14 protein-coding genes are annotated in these 16,054 nt (G+C 64.8%); 7 read left to right on the forward strand and 7 right to left on the reverse strand.

All coding sequences use genetic code 11. The features are described 5' to 3' along the window. Positions 1–142: 142 nt before the first annotated feature. The 4 genes from RX329_RS31610 to RX329_RS31625 all read left to right on the forward strand — a co-directional run bounded on the left by RX329_RS31610 (position 143) and on the right by RX329_RS31625 (position 5,031). Complete coding sequence (locus RX329_RS31610; protein ID WP_247488871.1) at positions 143–1,396, forward strand: MFS transporter; 1,254 nt, start codon at positions 143–145, stop codon at positions 1,394–1,396. A gap of 24 nt (positions 1,397–1,420) precedes the next feature. Then, a complete protein-coding gene (locus tag RX329_RS31615) occupies positions 1,421–2,614 on the forward strand; it encodes a M20/M25/M40 family metallo-hydrolase (RefSeq protein ID WP_317244801.1) in 1,194 nt (397 codons plus the stop codon). 74 nt (positions 2,615–2,688) lie between these two features. Further along, positions 2,689–3,777 carry a mandelate racemase/muconate lactonizing enzyme family protein gene (locus RX329_RS31620; protein ID WP_085352056.1) on the forward strand — a complete coding sequence of 363 codons (1,089 nt, stop codon included), beginning with the start codon at positions 2,689–2,691 and terminating at the stop codon, positions 3,775–3,777. 105 nt (positions 3,778–3,882) lie between these two features. Next, entirely contained in the window at positions 3,883–5,031 is a 1,149-nt protein-coding gene (locus RX329_RS31625; protein ID WP_204510527.1) for an amidohydrolase, read from the forward strand. Between the two features lie 6 nt (positions 5,032–5,037). Here the strand turns inward: RX329_RS31625 and RX329_RS31630 are convergent, their stop codons facing one another. After that, entirely contained in the window at positions 5,038–5,349 is a 312-nt protein-coding gene (locus RX329_RS31630; RefSeq protein WP_018458265.1) for a hypothetical protein, read from the reverse strand. Between RX329_RS31630 and RX329_RS31635 the strand changes: the two genes are divergently transcribed. Continuing rightward, positions 5,348–6,133, forward strand: a complete 786-nt coding sequence (locus tag RX329_RS31635) for a DUF72 domain-containing protein (RefSeq protein ID WP_018458264.1) — start codon at positions 5,348–5,350, stop codon at positions 6,131–6,133. The genes RX329_RS31630 and RX329_RS31635 overlap by 2 nt on opposite strands. On the opposite strand, the gene RX329_RS31640 is transcribed toward RX329_RS31635, so the two are convergent. After that, positions 6,130–7,317: a CaiB/BaiF CoA transferase family protein gene (locus RX329_RS31640; protein WP_018458263.1), complete on the reverse strand. Its 1,188-nt coding sequence runs from the start codon at positions 7,315–7,317 to the stop codon at positions 6,130–6,132. The two genes, RX329_RS31635 and RX329_RS31640, sit on opposite strands and share 4 nt — an antisense overlap. Positions 7,318–7,483: 166 nt before the next feature. Between RX329_RS31640 and RX329_RS31645 the strand changes: the two genes are divergently transcribed. Beyond that, a complete protein-coding gene (locus tag RX329_RS31645) occupies positions 7,484–8,371 on the forward strand; it encodes a VOC family protein (RefSeq protein WP_018458262.1) in 888 nt (295 codons plus the stop codon). 109 nt (positions 8,372–8,480) lie between these two features. Here the strand turns inward: RX329_RS31645 and RX329_RS31650 are convergent, their stop codons facing one another. From RX329_RS31650 to RX329_RS31665, 4 genes are all read right to left on the reverse strand, one after another. Next, positions 8,481–9,827 (reverse strand): carbohydrate porin, encoded by a 1,347-nt coding sequence (locus tag RX329_RS31650; RefSeq protein WP_317244802.1) that lies wholly within the window; start codon positions 9,825–9,827, stop codon positions 8,481–8,483. A 137-nt stretch (positions 9,828–9,964) separates the two neighbouring features. After that, positions 9,965–11,026 (reverse strand): ABC transporter permease, encoded by a 1,062-nt coding sequence (locus RX329_RS31655; protein WP_317244803.1) that lies wholly within the window; start codon positions 11,024–11,026, stop codon positions 9,965–9,967. Beyond that, positions 11,023–12,549, reverse strand: coding sequence for a sugar ABC transporter ATP-binding protein (locus tag RX329_RS31660; protein WP_317244804.1), 1,527 nt, complete (start codon positions 12,547–12,549; stop codon positions 11,023–11,025). The genes RX329_RS31655 and RX329_RS31660 overlap by 4 nt, the downstream gene beginning before the upstream one ends. A 51-nt stretch (positions 12,550–12,600) precedes the next feature. After that, positions 12,601–13,566: a sugar-binding protein gene (locus RX329_RS31665; RefSeq protein ID WP_317244805.1), complete on the reverse strand. Its 966-nt coding sequence runs from the start codon at positions 13,564–13,566 to the stop codon at positions 12,601–12,603. 255 nt (positions 13,567–13,821) lie between these two features. Between RX329_RS31665 and RX329_RS31670 the strand changes: the two genes are divergently transcribed. Then, positions 13,822–15,084, forward strand: coding sequence for an ROK family protein (locus RX329_RS31670; protein ID WP_317244806.1), 1,263 nt, complete (start codon positions 13,822–13,824; stop codon positions 15,082–15,084). Between the two features lie 251 nt (positions 15,085–15,335). On the opposite strand, the gene RX329_RS31675 is transcribed toward RX329_RS31670, so the two are convergent. After that, positions 15,336–16,013: a hypothetical protein gene (locus RX329_RS31675; protein WP_085359193.1), complete on the reverse strand. Its 678-nt coding sequence runs from the start codon at positions 16,011–16,013 to the stop codon at positions 15,336–15,338. Positions 16,014–16,054 lie beyond the last annotated feature (41 nt).

The following is a 16,054-nucleotide window of genomic DNA, read 5'->3' on the forward strand; positions in this document are numbered from 1 at the left end:
ATGTCACTAGCCTTGCACGTTTAGGATCTTGCGCGTCCGTTGCCTTGTGCATCCACGACATTGCGGCCATGGCGGTCCCGATGTTGGCATGCACCCGTCAATCATGTAACCCCACCCGAAACCTTGCCGGGACGCAACGCCCATGACCACCGCCGCCACCCACGACGCGGGAGCCACCCGCGCGCTGATCTTTGCGCTGCTTGCGCTGGCCTGCGGGCACATGCTCTCGACCTTGCTGCGCACCATTCCGGCGGTCAGCCTCGACCTGATGGCGGCGGATTTCGGCATCGAACCGCAGGCGCTGGCGAGCCTCACCTCGGTCTACCCGTTCGCGTTTGCGGCCGCGCAGATCCCGGTCGGTGCGGCGATGGACCGCTTTGGCGTGCGGCCGGTGTCGCTGAGCCTGCTCGCGGGAACCGTGGTCGGCGCCATCGCGTCCGGGTTCGCAACGGGACCCGAAAGCTTCGCCATCGGGCAGGTGCTGCTGGGCATTGCCACCTCCGGCATGCTGATGTGCCCGATGACGTTGGCGGCCAAGCAATTGTCGGCCGCGCGCTTTGGGCTGTGGTCGGGCGCGATCCTCTCGATCGGCAATATCGGCATGCTGTTGTCGTCGAGTCCGCTCGCCTTCGTGGTCGACACTTGCGGCTGGCGCGCCGGGTTCTGGATCTCGGCGCTCGGCGGCGTCGCCGTGGCGCTCGCGGTGTTCCTGCTGGTGCCGAGCCAGCCGGCCGAGCACAAGGACGAGTCCTCGCCGCTGTCGCAGATGATCGAGGTGCTCAGGCTCGGACTGTCGCGGCCCTTGCGCGGCCTGATCGCGCTGGCGCTGGTGTCGCTTGCGACCTCGCTGGTGCTGCGCGGCCTGTGGGGCGGACCGTGGCTGATGCAGGTCAAGGGATTGTCGCGGGTCGAGGCCGGCAACCAGCTCGGCGCGTTCACGCTGGCCATGATCGCAGGTCCGCTTGTCATCGGCATGATCGACCGCAGGCTGGCACGCCGCCGCGCGCTGGTGGCGGGAACGCATCTCGTCGGCGCGTTGCTGCTGGCGCTGATGGCGTTAGGGGCCCCGCGCTATGCCATTTCCGTGTTGTGTGGTGTTGCGGTGATGCCGCCGCAATACGACCTCGTGCTGTTCGTGCTCATCGGGCTTGCCACTTCCGCACAGCCGCTGCTGTTCGGCATGTCGCGGCAGCTGGTCGACGCCCAAGTTGCGGGCAAGGCGCTCGCGGCGATCAACCTCGCCTTCTTCCTCGGCGCGGCGCTGATGCAATCGATCACCGGTGCGGTGGCGGCCTTTGCAGGGTTGCCGGCGGTGCTGCTTTTCATGGCAGCCATGCTTGGCATCGGCGCGCTGATCTTTTTGGTCTATACCTCGCCAAGACCGACGATAGAGTAGAGCCCTGCATCAAGGGGACATCTCATGCCTGTCGACACCAAAGCCGCCACCGACCGCCTCTTGCGCTTTCTCGCCGTCGAGGGCGTCACCGGACAGGAGGCCGCAATCGGGCGTGAGCTCACGGCTGCGCTGAAGGAGAGCGGCGTGCCGGCGAAAGCGATCCGGCTCGACGACGCCAATACCCGCATTCCGGTGCCGACCGAGACCGGCAACCTCATCGTCGACCTGCCCGGCCGCGGCGCGCTGCACAACCAGCCGCGCATCATGTTCATGACCCACATGGATACCGTGCCGCTATGCGCCGGCGCCAAGCCGAAAAAGTCGGGTCGCAAGATCGTCAATGATGCGAAGACCGCGCTCGGCGGCGACAATCGCTGCGGCTGCGGCGTGCTGGTGACGCTGGCGGTCGAGCTCGAAAAGCAGCAACTCGATCATCCGCCGATCACGCTGCTGTTCTGCGTGCGCGAGGAGAGCGGGCTCTATGGCGCGCGCCACGTCAAGCTGGACGAGCTCGGCTCGCCGGTGATGGCCTTCAACTATGACGGCGGCTCGGCCTCCAACGTCGTCATCGGCGCCGTGGGTGCCGACCGCTGGACCGTGGAAATCTTCGGCCGCGCCTCGCATGCCGGCGTCGCGCCGGAGCGCGGCATCTCCTCGACCATGATCCTCGCGCTTGCGCTCGCCGACGTGAAGGCCGGCGGCTGGTTCGGCAAGGTGGTCAAGCGCAAGCAGCAAGGCACCAGCAATGTCGGCCCCGTCACCGGCGGCGAGGGAAGGCCTGCGGGCGACGCCACCAACGTCGTCACCGACTACGTCCATGTGCGCGGCGAAAGCCGCAGCCATGACGGAAAGTTCTTCAAGGAGATCACAAAAGCCTACAAGGCCGCGTTCGAGAAGGCGGCCAAGAAAGTCACCAACGCGCAAGGCAAGTCCGGCAAGGTCAAGTTCAAGGCCGAGACCGACTATTTCCCGTTCCGCATGAAGGACAACCTTCCTGTCGTCAAACGCGCGGTGGAGGCCGTGTCCGCCGTCGGCGGCACCCCGAACGTGCGCACCGCCAATGGCGGCCTCGATGCCAACTGGATGGTCCGCCACGGCGTTCCGACCGTGACCTTCGGCGCCGGCCAGAACGAGGTGCACACGATCGACGAGTGGATCAATCTCGACGAATACGACCGCGCCTGCGCGCTGGCCGTGCAGCTCGCGACGATGCGGTGAGCTGCCTTGCATGGCGCGCGCTTGCCGGGCGGTGCGCGTCGGCCTAGCCTGCAAAGAAAACGCAGGGAGGCCGCATGCCGCGCATTTCGACCATCGAGACCGGATTCTACCGGATCCCCCTTCCCGTCACGCTGTCGGACTCGATGCATGGCGACATGGCGGCGTTCGAGCTGATCACCTGCCGCATCCGGGATGCCGATGGCGCCGAGGGGGTCGGCTACACTTACACGGTCGGACGCAATGGCGGCGCCGTCGCCGACATCCTCAAGCGCGAGATCCCGCCGCTCGTCGAAGGCCGCGAGGCCGATGATACCGAGGCGATCTGGCACCAGGTCTGGTGGGCACTGCATTATGGCGGGCGCGGCGGGCCAGCGGTGCTGGCGCTCTCGGCACTCGACATCGCGCTGTGGGATTTGAAGGCGCGGCGCGCGCAATTGCCGCTGTATCAGTTGCTCGGCGGATTCGACGCGCGCGTGCCGTGTTATGCGGGCGGCATCGATCTCGATCTCTCCGTCGATGCACTGCTCGCGCAGACTGACGGCAATCTCAGCAAGGGCTTTCGCGCCATCAAGATGAAGGCCGGCCGCCCCGATCTCAAATCGGATGTGGCGCGGGTCGCGGCGATGCGACAGCATCTCGGTGACGGCTTTCCGTTGATGGTGGATGCCAACATGAAATGGACGGTCGAGGAAGCGATCCGCGCCGCCCGCGCGTTCCAACCGTATGACCTCACCTGGCTCGAGGAGCCGATCATTCCCGACGACGTCGCGGGCCACACTCGCATCATGCAGGCCGGCGGCGTGCCGATCGCGGCGGGCGAGAATTTACGTTCGCTTTGGGAGTTCAAGAACTACATCGTCGCGGGCGCGGTGTCCTATCCCGAGCCTGACGTCACCAATTGCGGCGGCGTCTCCGCCTTCATGAAGATCGGGCGGCTGTCGGAGGCGTTCAACCTGCCCGTCACCAGCCATGGCGCGCATGACGTCACCGTGCACCTGCTCGCGGCCTGCCCGAACCGGTCGTATCTGGAGGCGCACGGTTTTGGGCTCGACAAATTTATCGAGCATCCACTGGTGCTGCAGGACGGGCTTGCGCTCGCGCCGGACCGTATCGGCCACGGCATCAGCTTCGATTGGGACGGGCTGGCGAAGCTGTCGGCGTAGACGGGAGCGCGTTGCTGCACGCGAGGCATTCGCTGAGGCTTGATGCAAGCTGCGGTTATTCGGCTATGGTGTCGACGCCGACACACAAGCCGAGAGATTCCCGCCTTGACCCCCGAGCTGCACCAGAAACTGACCGCGTGGCGCCGGCATTTGCATGCGCATCCCGAACTGTCCCTCCAGGAGAAAGCCACCGCGGCCTTCGTGCAGGACAAGCTCACCGAGCTCGGCATTTCCTTCGAGGCCAACATCGGCGGTCACGGCATCGTCGCGACCCTGACGCGCGGCCACGCCCAGGGCCGCGTCGGCCTGCGGGCCGACATGGATGCGCTGCCGATCACCGAAGATACGGGGCTAGCTTACGCTTCGCAAAACCCCGGTGTGATGCATGCCTGCGGCCATGACGGGCATACCGCTTCGCTGCTCGGCGCGGCCGCGCTGCTCGCCGCCGACACCAGCTGGAGCGGGACGGTCGATTTCATCTTCCAGCCGGCCGAGGAAGGTTATGGCGGCTCGCGCGCGATGGTCGCGGCCGGGCTGTTCGACCGCTTTCCGATGCAACGGGTGTTCGGCTTTCACAACTGGCCGGGGCTCGCCGCCGGCACCATCGCGGTCCATGACGGCGTCGTCATGGCCTCCGGCGGGCGCATCACCATCACCATCGATGGCCATGCCGGTCACGCCGGCATGCCGCATCTGACGCGCGATCCGGTGATGGCGGCCGGCCATTTGATCGTGGCGCTGCAATCGATCGTCTCGCGCAGCGTCGATCCGCTCGACACCGCCGTGCTCTCGCTCTGCACGCTCGAAGGCGGCACGGCACGCAACCAAATCGCCGGACGCGTCTCGATCGGCGGCACGCTGCGCTACCATCGCGATGCGGTGAAGGACACCGTTTTGGCGCGGATCGAACAGATCTGCGCCGGGATTGCCACGAGCTTCGGCGTCAAGGTCACGCCCGAGATCGTCATTGGCGTCGGCGTGGTCATCAACACGCCGGCAGAAGCGGATCTCGCGCGCCTCGCGGCGGACACGGTACGGGCCGAGTTGCGGCGCGACCTCGCGCCCAGCATGGCCGGCGAGGATTTTGCCCACTATCTCTCGCGGCGTCCGGGCGCCTTCGTCTGGATCGGCAATGGCGAATTGCGGGATGGCGCCGAGCTGCACGGCCCGCGCTATGATTTCAACGACGCGATCCTACCGGTGGCATCGAGCTGGATGGCGGAACTCGCCAAGGCGGCGCTGGCCTCGAACTAGGCCCGCTCACGAGATCTCGCGCGGCAACTTCCAGCCGGGCTTCGGCTCGAACGTCTCCTCGACCTGCGCGACGTGATAGCCGGCGGGCAGAAGGCGGCCGCCCTCCTCGTCCGCGACCGGTACGTCGGTTACCAGCCCCTCGATCAAGGCGGCTTCCCACACCTCCTTCTCCGTCGGAAAGGGATCGCCGATCTGCTTGTTGCCTTCGAACAGCGCGTACATCGGTTCCGGTCCTGCGTTGATCAAGCTCACGAGCAACGTATCGGCCGCACGGACGTTCCCATCCGGCAAATCGCAATGGATGGACACGTCGAACATGGCGCGCGTTCTGATCGGAACTTCCGGCTGGCATTACGCCTCCTGGCGAGGCCCGTTCTTTCCCAAGGGCGTGACGCTGAAGCAGCAGCTGAGCTACTACGCCGGACAGTTCGACACCACCGAGCTGAACGGGGTGTTCTACCGCACCCCGACGCCGGAGGCCGTCGAGGGTTGGCGGGAGCAGACCGGCCGCGATTTCGTCTTTGCCTGGAAGGCCTCGAAATTCATCACGCACTGGAAGCGCCTGTCGGATCGCTCGGTGAACAGCCTCGAACTGCTGGAGGATCGCATCTCACGGCTCGGCGGCAAGGCCGGCCCGATCCTGTTCCAGCTCCCGCCGCAATTCGAGGCCGACGCGGACCGCCTCGCCGGCTTCTTCAAGCTGTTGTCGCGGAAGCGGCGTTACAGTTTCGAATTCCGTCATCCGAGCTGGTATCAGCCGCGCATCTTGCGGATGCTGGCCGACGAGAACATCTCGCTGTGCCTGTCCGATCATCACGACGCGCCCGCGCCATGGAAGCGCACGGCGGATTTCGTCTATGTGCGCGGGCACGGGCCCAGCGGGCGCTATCACGGGCACTATACGAAACCCACGCTGGCGCAATGGGCGCGGCGCATCAAATCCTGGAAGCGGCAGGGCTGCGACGTCTACGTCTATTTCGACAACGACCAGAAGAGCGCGGCGCCGGCCGATGCACAGGCGTTGAAGCAATTGCTCAACGTGCGGCAAAGCGCGGCGATCACGACGGCAAGCCGCCGTGCAGGTGCCGTTGTTCACCGCTAGACGATGCCGCCTTGCCGGAGCGCCGCGATCGCGGCCTTGTCGTAGCCGAGCTCGGTCAGGATAAGATCGGTATGCTCGCCGAGCGTGGGCGGGCGCATCGCGATTTCGCCGGGCGTTTCCGACAGGCGGACGGCGGCGCGTGCCACCGGTGCGGGCTTCGGCAGACCTGGATAGTCGACGTCCTGCATGAATCCGGCGGCGCGGACGTGCGGATGATCCAGCGCCTGCTGCGGGCTCAGCACGGGGCCGGTCGGAATCATGGCCTTGCCCAGGGTGTCGACGGCTTCCTGCGTGGTGCGCTCGGCGCACCAGCGCGCCATGCGCTCGCTGATGACAGGGCCATTGTTGCCGCGGCTGATGTCGTCGGCAAAGCGCGGATCGTTCAGCCAGACCTCCTCCTCGCCCATCAGTTTCGCCCAGCGCTTGAACAGCGGATGCCCCGTGACCTGGCACAGCACCCAGCCGTCCCTGGTGCGGTAGATGTCGGCAGGCGCCGCGGTCTGGCCGAGATTGCCTGTCGGCACGCGATTGACGTTGATGACGGCCTGCTCGATCAGCGTCGCGTTGGTGAAGGACAAGGCGGTTGCGAGCAACGCGCCCTCGACGATCTGCCCGCGCCCGGATTTGCCGCGCTCGATCAGTGCGGCGAGCGTGCCGAACGCGCAATGTAGCGCGGTCCCGAAATCGACCCAGTTGACCGCGGCCCGGTAGGGTGGATCGCCGGCGCCCGTCATGTACACCGAGCCCGACATGACCTGGCCGACACCATCGAAGCCGACACGGTCGGACCATGGCCCCGGCCCGCCAAACGCGGTGGCCGTCGTCAGGATGATGTCCGGCTTGATCGCCTTGAGCGAATCGTAGTCGAGCTTCATCGCGCCCAAGGTCTGCGGCGGCAAATTGGCGACGACCACGTCCGCGGTCGCAATCAGGCGGCGCATCACCTCCTGTCCTTCCGGCTTCATCGGATCGAGCGTGAGGCACTTCTTGTTGCGGTTGACTTGAAGAAACAGCGCGCCTTCGCCAGTTTCGCCGACCGGCGCCACGAAACGATCCTCGCTGCCGTCGCGCTTCTCCACGCGAATGACCTCGGCGCCGAATTCGGCCAGCAAGGTCGCGCAATAGGGCCCCGCGATATAGCGCCCGAAATCAAGAACGCGGACGCCCGCCAGAACCCCTCCCATCGATCTCTTTCCTTTGTGCTTTTTGTCAGCTTACAGGGATTGGCATTTGCGGCAAGGTGGCAATGGACGCCATGCCCCACCCTCGAGATGTGATCGGCGAATCATTTCGACTGGCGGAAATTGTGCTCTAGTATGGACCTGTCCCTCCCCCATCAGAGCCCCGTCCATGCCGCAACAATTCGATCGATCCAAAGAAGATCTCGGCAACGCGATCCATTTCGAGCACGTCAACATCCAGGTCCCGGACCAGCGCCTCGCCACGCTGTTCTATGTCGCAGGTCTCGGGCTCACCCGCGATCCGTATCTGATGGTGTCCGACACCAACATGTGGATCAACGCCGGACGGAGCCAGTTTCATTTGCCGAGCGGCCGGCCGCAGGTGCTGCGCGGTCATGTCGGACTCGTCATCGCGGGCCGCGAGGCGCTACTGGCGCGATTGGCGTCGGTCGCCAAAAAGCTCGAGGGCACCGCGTTCGCCTTCGCCGAGCATAACGACCATGTCGAGGCGATTTGTCCGTGGGGCAACCGCCTGCGCTGCTACGAGCCCGACGCCGCGCGCTTCGGCCGTGTCGCGCTCGGCGTTCCCTATGTCGAGTTCGACGTGCCGGTGGGATCGGCCGCTCGCATCTGCGCCTTCTACCCCGAGATCATGGGCATGCCATCCGAGTTACGGAACGGCGACGGTACGGTTGCCGCCGTGAAGACCGGCCGCGACCAGCATCTGTTGTTTCGCGAGACCGATCGGCCGCAAGGCGACTATGACGGCCACCATGTGCAGATGTACATCACCGATTTTTCCGGCCCTTACCGCAAGCTGCTGGCGCGCGATTTGATCTCGCGCGAGGACAATCAGTACCAGTACCGCTTCTGCGACATCGTCGATCTCGACAGCGGCAAGCCGCTGTTCACGGTCGAGCACGAGGTGCGCAGCGCCACCCACCCGATGTTCATGCGGCCGATGGTCAATCGCAATCCGGCGATCAACAACCGCAATTACGCGTTCGGTCACGATCAGGCGTCTTGGGCGATGGGACCGGATCAATACGAGGGATAGGTGATAACCAAGTCCCGGGCGGCTCCGCTGAGTGGAGCCGCCACACGTTACGTGCGCTCCGGTGGGACGGGCATGCCCCACCTTTCGCATCAGACGGGTGAGCGTCCCGTCAGAAGTGGACCTCGGTGCGCATGCCAAGAACCACGGCGTTGTCGGTCTTCACGCCCGCCGCGTTATAGCCGCGCCCACCGGGATTGATGACATACTGAGCGTCGAACTTGAGGTTCAGCCAGCCGGTCGCCTGCCATCCGTACCAGACTTCAAGCGGCACTTCGTTGCCGCCGGCGTTCGGACTGAGGGCAGCCGTGTTCACGTGCGTCGTGCCGACCGCGAAGCCGACTTCGTCCTGGGGACGCCAGGAGAACGTTCCGGTATGCCTGAAGCCGAGGGCGATCTGGTAATCCTGGTACGACGTCCGGTGATCGGCGACGGTGGTATTGAGGAAGGTGTACCAGCCTACCGCACCCGGGCCGTCAACAGTCAACCGCTGCAGGATCGACTCGTAGACGCCGAAGCGGCCGCGTTGATCGCTGATATTTTGATCGGGCACACCACCGACGCCCGGGATGGTGCCGATAACACCCGGAAGGCCGCCATCAATGGACGAGGCGCTGTCGTACCAGCCGCCAAGTCTCCAGGTCCCGGTCAAGGGCCCCTTCGGCGTCCAGACCAACTCCACCGGCACCATCACGCCACTGGCGGGGTTCGAGGCGGGAATGCCGGGCAAGAAGTAGACGCCCGGGTCTGACGTCGTCAGGTAACCCGGATTGGCATCGTAGACACCGACCGACACCGTGAATTCCGGCGCGATCTTATAGTGGACGACACCGGCCCACTGGCTCACCGGCCAATTGTAGATGTAGCCGCCCTGGATGTTGCCGGGCTGACCGCCGCAGAAGGTCAGGTTAATGAACTCGCACAAGCCGAAGAAGAAGTCGGAGCCGACCGGAAGACGGCCGCCCTTGAGTTCAAGGCGGTCATCGAAAAGCTTCTGCGAGTAATAGAGCTGCGTCAGGCGCAGAATATTGCCGCGGCCGAACACTTCGTTGGTCAGCTGCAGGGCGGGAATGTCCGCTTCGGTATTCAGATTCTTGCCGAAGCGGTCGACCAGCGTGAGACCGACGGTGCCGCCGGGGATGCCGGCGAGTTTTCCCATGTCCAGCTTCGCGCCAAACCACAACTGACCGGCGTTGGCCGCGGTGTTCCTGCTTCCGCCGGAGAGATTGCCGACGGATTCGTTACCGAGCGTCAGGCCGATATCGATGCCCTGCTCCTTCAGCCTGGTCCTGCCGAGATCGCCGAACAGATACGGTCTCGTCCAGAAATCGTCAGCCGCATAAGGAACAGGTGCAGCTTTCGTCGAAAAATCGGCCGCATACACTCCACCGCAAAACAGCGATGAGAAAGCAATCCCCACACCGCACACCCCTGCGGTGTTTATAAACCTGCGCAACATTTTACTCGTCCTCCCGCCGTCTCAGGCTTTGCTTGCTTTGCCTCACGTCCCTGCCCAAAGCCCTCGAGCCTGGAACGCGCTCCCTCTCCCAGCGGCCGCCGACCAGGCAGCCTTGTGTCAACTGGAGCGTGGATCTGTCATGCCCGATCACCCGTTCTCGCCGGCAATGCATCCGCGGCGCGCGGTGAGGCGCCCTGGACTTGCTCCGCCAATGTCGATTTCGGCGCCGCGCGGGTGAGGCCGGCCAGCGCCAGCTTGCGGCGCCGTCGTGCCTGCAATTGCTGATCCGCCAACACGCCGATCAGAATGACCGTGCCCATCACCGCGAAATTCAGCGAGTTGGGAATGCCCAGGATGTTCACGAGGTTCTGCAACACCTGGAGCAGCGCCGTGCCCAGCACGATACCGAGAATGGACCCCTCGCCGCCGCGCAAGCTGCACCCGCCCAGGACTGCGGCCGCGATCGCGTAGAGCTCGTAGAAATTGCCGAACGAGCTCGGCGAGACCGAGTTCGTGTAGAACACGAACAAGACCGTTGAAACGCCGGCGAGCCCGCCGCTGATGATATAGGCGGTCGCGATCACGAAGTTCGTGCTGATGCCCGAGAAGCGCGCCGCCTCCTCGTTCTTTCCGACGGCATAAAGCCAGCGCCCGTAGACCGAGCGGTGCAGCAGCACAGCGAGGATCAGCGCAAGGACGATCAGGAGGATGAAGGTGTTCGGGATTCCCGCCACATTGCCCGAGGCGATGTTGCTCAGTGTCGCCGCCTCGTCGCCGTAACCGAAGCCGCGGGTCGAATCGCTCGTGTAGTAGCGGGCGGCGCCGCGATAGATCAGCAAGCCACATAACGTCACGATGAAGGGCTGCATCTTCAGACGGGTGATCAGGAACCCCTGGATGCCGCCGAGCACCAGCCCGCCCAGCAGCACGGCCGCCAGCGCCAGCGGCCACGGCACCTCGTAGGTCGTCAGAAGGTCGACGAACACGACGCCGAGCAGCGCAAACATCGAGCCGAGCGACAGGTCGATGCCGCCGGTGATGATCACGAGCCCCTCGCCGAGCGCGAACACACCGAACAGGCCGATCAGATTGGCCATGTTCAAGAGGTTCACCAGCGACAGGAAGGCGGGATTGATCGCGCCCGTGATGGCGGCGATCACCACCAGCAGCAATCCCAGACCGAGCTCTTTCCTGATCATGGCGCGGCCGCTTCCGCGGTTTCCAGCGCCTGGCCCATGGCCAGTCGCAATACGTTGTATTCGCTGAACTGCTCCCGCTCGAGCACGCCGCTGACGCTGCCTTCATGCATCACCGCCACCCGGTCGGAGACGCCGATGACTTCCTCCATGTCCGACGAGATCATCACGATCGCGACGCCATGGTCGGCGAGGTCACGCATCAGCGCGTAGATCTCGCTCTTGGCGCCGACATCGATGCCACGGGTGGGCTCGTCAAAGAACATCACGCGCGGCTGCATGGATAGCCATTTACCGAGCACGACCTTCTGCTGGTTGCCGCCGGAGAGCGTCACCACCTCCATGTCGATGCTCGGCGCCTTGATGGAGAGGCGCCTGACCTGCTCTTTCGCGACCTTGCGCTCGGCCGCGCCGCTGACCAGCCACATCCGCGCATGATCCAACAGGCTCGCCAGCGTCATGTTCTCGCGAATCGGCAGCTCCAGCACGAGCCCGCATTTCTTGCGGTCCTCCGGCACCAGATAGATGCCTTGGCTGATCGCGTCGCGGGGCGAGGCGACAGCGACCGGTGCGTTGTCGATCCTGATCTCGCCACCCAGCAGCGGGTCGACACCGAAGGCCGCGCGGGCAAGAGAAGTGCGGCCAGCGCCCACCAGCCCCGCCAGGCCCAGGATCTCGCCATGCCGCACCGAAAGATCAACCTGCCGGTCGGGAAAGGCTGATGTCACGACGCCGACGATGTCGCAGCCGCCCGGCTGCGGCGGGCGTTTCGGCGGGGTATGCAGCGCTTTCAGGTCGCGGCCGATCATCAGCCGGATCATCGCGGCATGGCTTAGCTCGTTCCGCGCCAGCTCTCCCACCGTGCGGCCGTCGCGCAGCACCACGACGCGGTCGGCGCAGGTCATGATCTCGCCGAGCCGGTGCGAGATATAGATCACCGAGATGCCGTGTGCCTTCAGGTCGGCAATCACCTCGAGCAGCCGTTCCGTCTCCGAAATCGTCAGGCTGGAGGTCGGCTCGTCCATGATGATCACGCGGGCGTCGATCGAGAGCGCCTTGGCGATCTCCACCATCTGGCGTTCGGCGATGGACAGGTCTTCGACCAGCGTATCCGGAGTGAAATCGGCGCCCAGCCGCTCCAGCAGCGGCGTCACGCGGGCGCGCATCTGCGCGCTGTCCACCAGCTTCAGCGGCCCGCCCATCAGCTTCTCGCGCCCGATGAAGACGTTCGCGGCGACGTCGAGATTCTCGAACAGGTTCAGTTCCTGATGCACGAAGGCGATGCCGGCCTGCGTCGCCTCGTTCACCGTTATCTGCGCGTGGTCGTTACCGCCGATGCGGATCACACCCTCGCTCGGCGCGATCACGCCGCCGAGCACGCGCATCAGCGTCGACTTGCCGGCGCCGTTCTCGCCGATCAAGCCCAACACTTCGCCGCGGTACACCCGCAGGCTGACGTCATCGAGGGCCATGACCCCGGGATAGGATTTGCTGATCCCGGCGAGCTCGAACAGGATTTCCGCCATTCATTTCCTCCCGCACGGCGCCCGGCGGCCGTGCCGCCGGGCGCCTGATACTCACTTCTTGAGGAGGTTCTTCATGTCTGCGGTGAACGCCGCGACGTTGGCCTTGCTGATCACCTTGGTCGGCACGATCAGCTTGCCGCCCGCCGGGATCCAGGACTTGTCGCCGTTCAGCGTCTTGATGATGTTGGTGGCGGAGAGATAGCCGAACTCGTAGGGCTGCTGCACCACCGTCGATTCGATCGTGCCGTCGGAAACGCCCCGCAGCGTGCGCTGGTCCTCGTCGAAGCCGACGATCTTCACCTTGCCGGCCTTGCCCGCCGCCTTGACGGCGTCATAGATCAGCGGTGTCTCGTAGCTCCAAAGCCCGGACAACAGCGCGATGTCGGGATATTTGACGAGTACGTTCTCCATGTTCGCCTTGGCCTTGGCGAAGTCCACCTGGTCGGTGAACACGTCGACCAGCTCGACCTTGGTGCCGGCGATCGCGTCCTTGATACCCTGCACCCGCTCGCGGGCATTGTCCGCGTCCATCGTGCCGACGAACAGCGCGATCTTGCCGCCGTTCGGCAGCGCCTTCTTGATCTCTTCGCCCGCCTGGCGTCCGGCCGCGACGTTGTCGGTGCCGATATAGGCAAGGCGATTGCTCTGCGGCGCATCGCTGTCCGTCGTGATCAGCACCGTTTTGGCCGCGACCTTGTTGAGCTCTTCGGTTGCGTGCGGCGCATCGTCGACCGAGATGGAGATGCCGGCGACGCCGCGCACCAGCAGGTCGTCCAGTTCGCGCCGCTGGCCGGCCGCGGTCGCTTCGTTGGTGACGATCAACTGGATGTCGTATTCCGGGTGCTCCTTCTGAGCCTTCTCGAGCCCGCGGCCCGCGATGGTCCAGAAATCGGCCGCGGCATTGGTCACCAGCGCGATAGTCTTTTTCTGCTGGGCCTGCACCGCCCCCGTGGCAAGCGCCAGCGCAGCTGCAGTCGCAAACAGCGACGCCATGAGTTTCTTCATCGATCCGTTCATGTACACCTCCCTTGGTCACCCCCGTTCAGGGGTTACACAGCGCTTATGCGCCATCTTTTATTTACGTCGCGAACAAATGCCGCAGGGCAAACCAGCCGGATCAGGATGTACTTGCCCCTTCTTCAAGTCTAAATAGTACAGATGGTACGATAATAGTAAATATGGCTGCTGAAAACCGAATCCGATTGTGCTTTTCCGGTCACACCCGCATCTCGTCCCCTCTATTAAATTTACCTAATGAATTAAAGAGGCAGCATGGTTGACCAAATTGAGCCGTCCAGACGCGGAGCGAACACGGCCCGCGAATCCAACCGCGGCCGTCTCGTCGACGCCTTGCGACGCCAGGGGCCCCTGCCACGCGTGGCGCTCGCCCGGAGTACAGGGCTGAGCTTCCCGGCCGTTTCCGGCCTGACGTCGCGACTGATCGCGGAAGAGCTGCTCTGCGAGACCGAGACGGCGGCAACGCCGTGGTCCGAGGACCGCGAGGAAGAGGATGCGGACGGGCTGAATGGCCGCCGCCGCGGCCGGCCGGCCGTGCTGCTGACCCTGAATCCGGAGTTCGGGCGCATCGCCGCGGTCTCCGTGCGCATGAACCTGATCGAGACGCTGATCGCGGATTTCCGCGGCTCCGGCGTGGCGCAGTCGCGACTTGCACTGTCGACGCGCGCGCTCGATGCAGGGGCGCTGCGCGATCTCGTGATCGCGCAGATCAACGCGCTGCTCGATGCGACGGAGACGCCGCGCCATCGGCTATTGGGAATCGGCATTGCGCTGCAAGGCATCGTGAACGTCGACACCGGCTCGACGCTCTGGAGTCCCGCGCTGTCGATCACCGAAGTCGATCTGGCGACGCCGATACGTCAGGCGTTCGGAGTCGAGGTCGTGATGGCGAACGACGCCGTCGCGGTCGCGCTCGCCATCACGGCGGCCGAACCGGCATTGGCGCAAGGCCTCTCGGCCACAATCATGGTCGGTCACGGCATCGGGATGGGCGTCGTTGCCGATGGTGAAGCACGCTGGGGCGCCGGCAGCGAGATCGGCCACGTCAAGCTGGCGCCGGACGGCCCGCAATGCCGCTGCGGCCAGCGCGGCTGCATCGAGGCTTATCTTGCCGATTACGCGCTCTACCGCGACGCCCGCACCTTTCTCGACCTGCCGCCGGCGGACTCGCAGCAGCCGTCCGAAGGACAGATGGCTCTCTTGCGCGAGCGCGCACTGGGCGGCGATCCACGTCTCGAGCACCTGTTCCTACAGGCGGGTCGCGCACTCGCGGAGGCGGTCGCCGCAACGATATCGGTGCTGCGACCACACCACGTCATCCTGGCGGGTCCAGGCCTGATGGCATTCGACATGATGCGCCACGCCTATGAGGAGCGGCTCGAGCAGTCGGTGTTGCCATGGCTGCTCAGGTCCACGGCGATCCATCTGCGTCCAAGCGAGTCCGCGGTCATTGTCGAGGGCATGGTGCGACGGACGCTGCGGGTCGTGGACCAAAACCACATGGAAGCGACCGAGTAAGCGCCGCGAGCAGCTTGCGCGCTGGCTGGGGCGGGAGGGACCCCACCCTCGCGTCGGCAGCATGGCCGTTCCTGCTACGCACCTGAAAAGTCTGGGGAAAATCCGGACAACACGTGCATGTGTAGCAGCTCAGTGCAGCATCAGCAAGGACGCGGGCTTGGCGGCCTCGGGTCGCCCCATGGTCCCTGTCGAGCTGCGGGTGTCGGTCTTAATGCACGACATCGAGCGCTCACCGTTCTGCCACTCCTCAGCTACGGCGGGCCAGCGGGCTCTTCCGAAGCCTGAGGGCGGCGCGGAAAGCCGCGGAAATGCATAATTCTGTGGAGAGGCGCGAAGGTCGTCTCGTCACCTCCGGTGCACTCCGCGATGCCCACGTTCAGCTGGCTGTCGGCTTTGTTGGGCTCCTCGTCGGCGCACGAGGGGACTGCAGCGCTTTCTTGCGCGGACGAAGAGGGAGCCTCGGGCGCGACCAACCTCGGCTTCTCCACCTTGTCTCCGAAGACGTCGCGCAGTTGCGTCAATGCGGCGCTTCCGACAAAGCCTGTCCAACCGCCGTCTCGACCATGCCAGTGCAGTCCAGCCTGTTCGAGAAGGGCCCGCTTGCGCTTCCCAACGTTTCTGCTGATCTTAATGAAGGTCGCGATCTTTTCGTCGCCGGCGTTCTCCTTGGTGGTAGCGAGGTCAGCTCCATCACTGCGGGGCACGGCACCATCTAATGCCGTCAGGTAGGCGCATATCGCTGAAACGGGCATTTGCAAAAGATCGACACCGGCGAGAATCTCGCTCGCAAGCTCAAGCAGATCCGCCCTCCGGGTGGATTCCAAGATTGCGATCCTCGCGTCCATCCGGGCTCGCTGGTCGCGCAAAGCGGCCAACTCGGCGTCGATATGTTCGAGCTGTTTGATACGAGCACGGTGTGTCGTGGCCATGTGATCCCTCCTAAGAAGGATGCAACCATGGATGACGGAAT

This window comes from Bradyrhizobium sp. BWC-3-1, from assembly GCF_032917965.1.
GTDB lineage: Bacteria > Pseudomonadota > Alphaproteobacteria > Rhizobiales > Xanthobacteraceae > Bradyrhizobium > Bradyrhizobium canariense_D.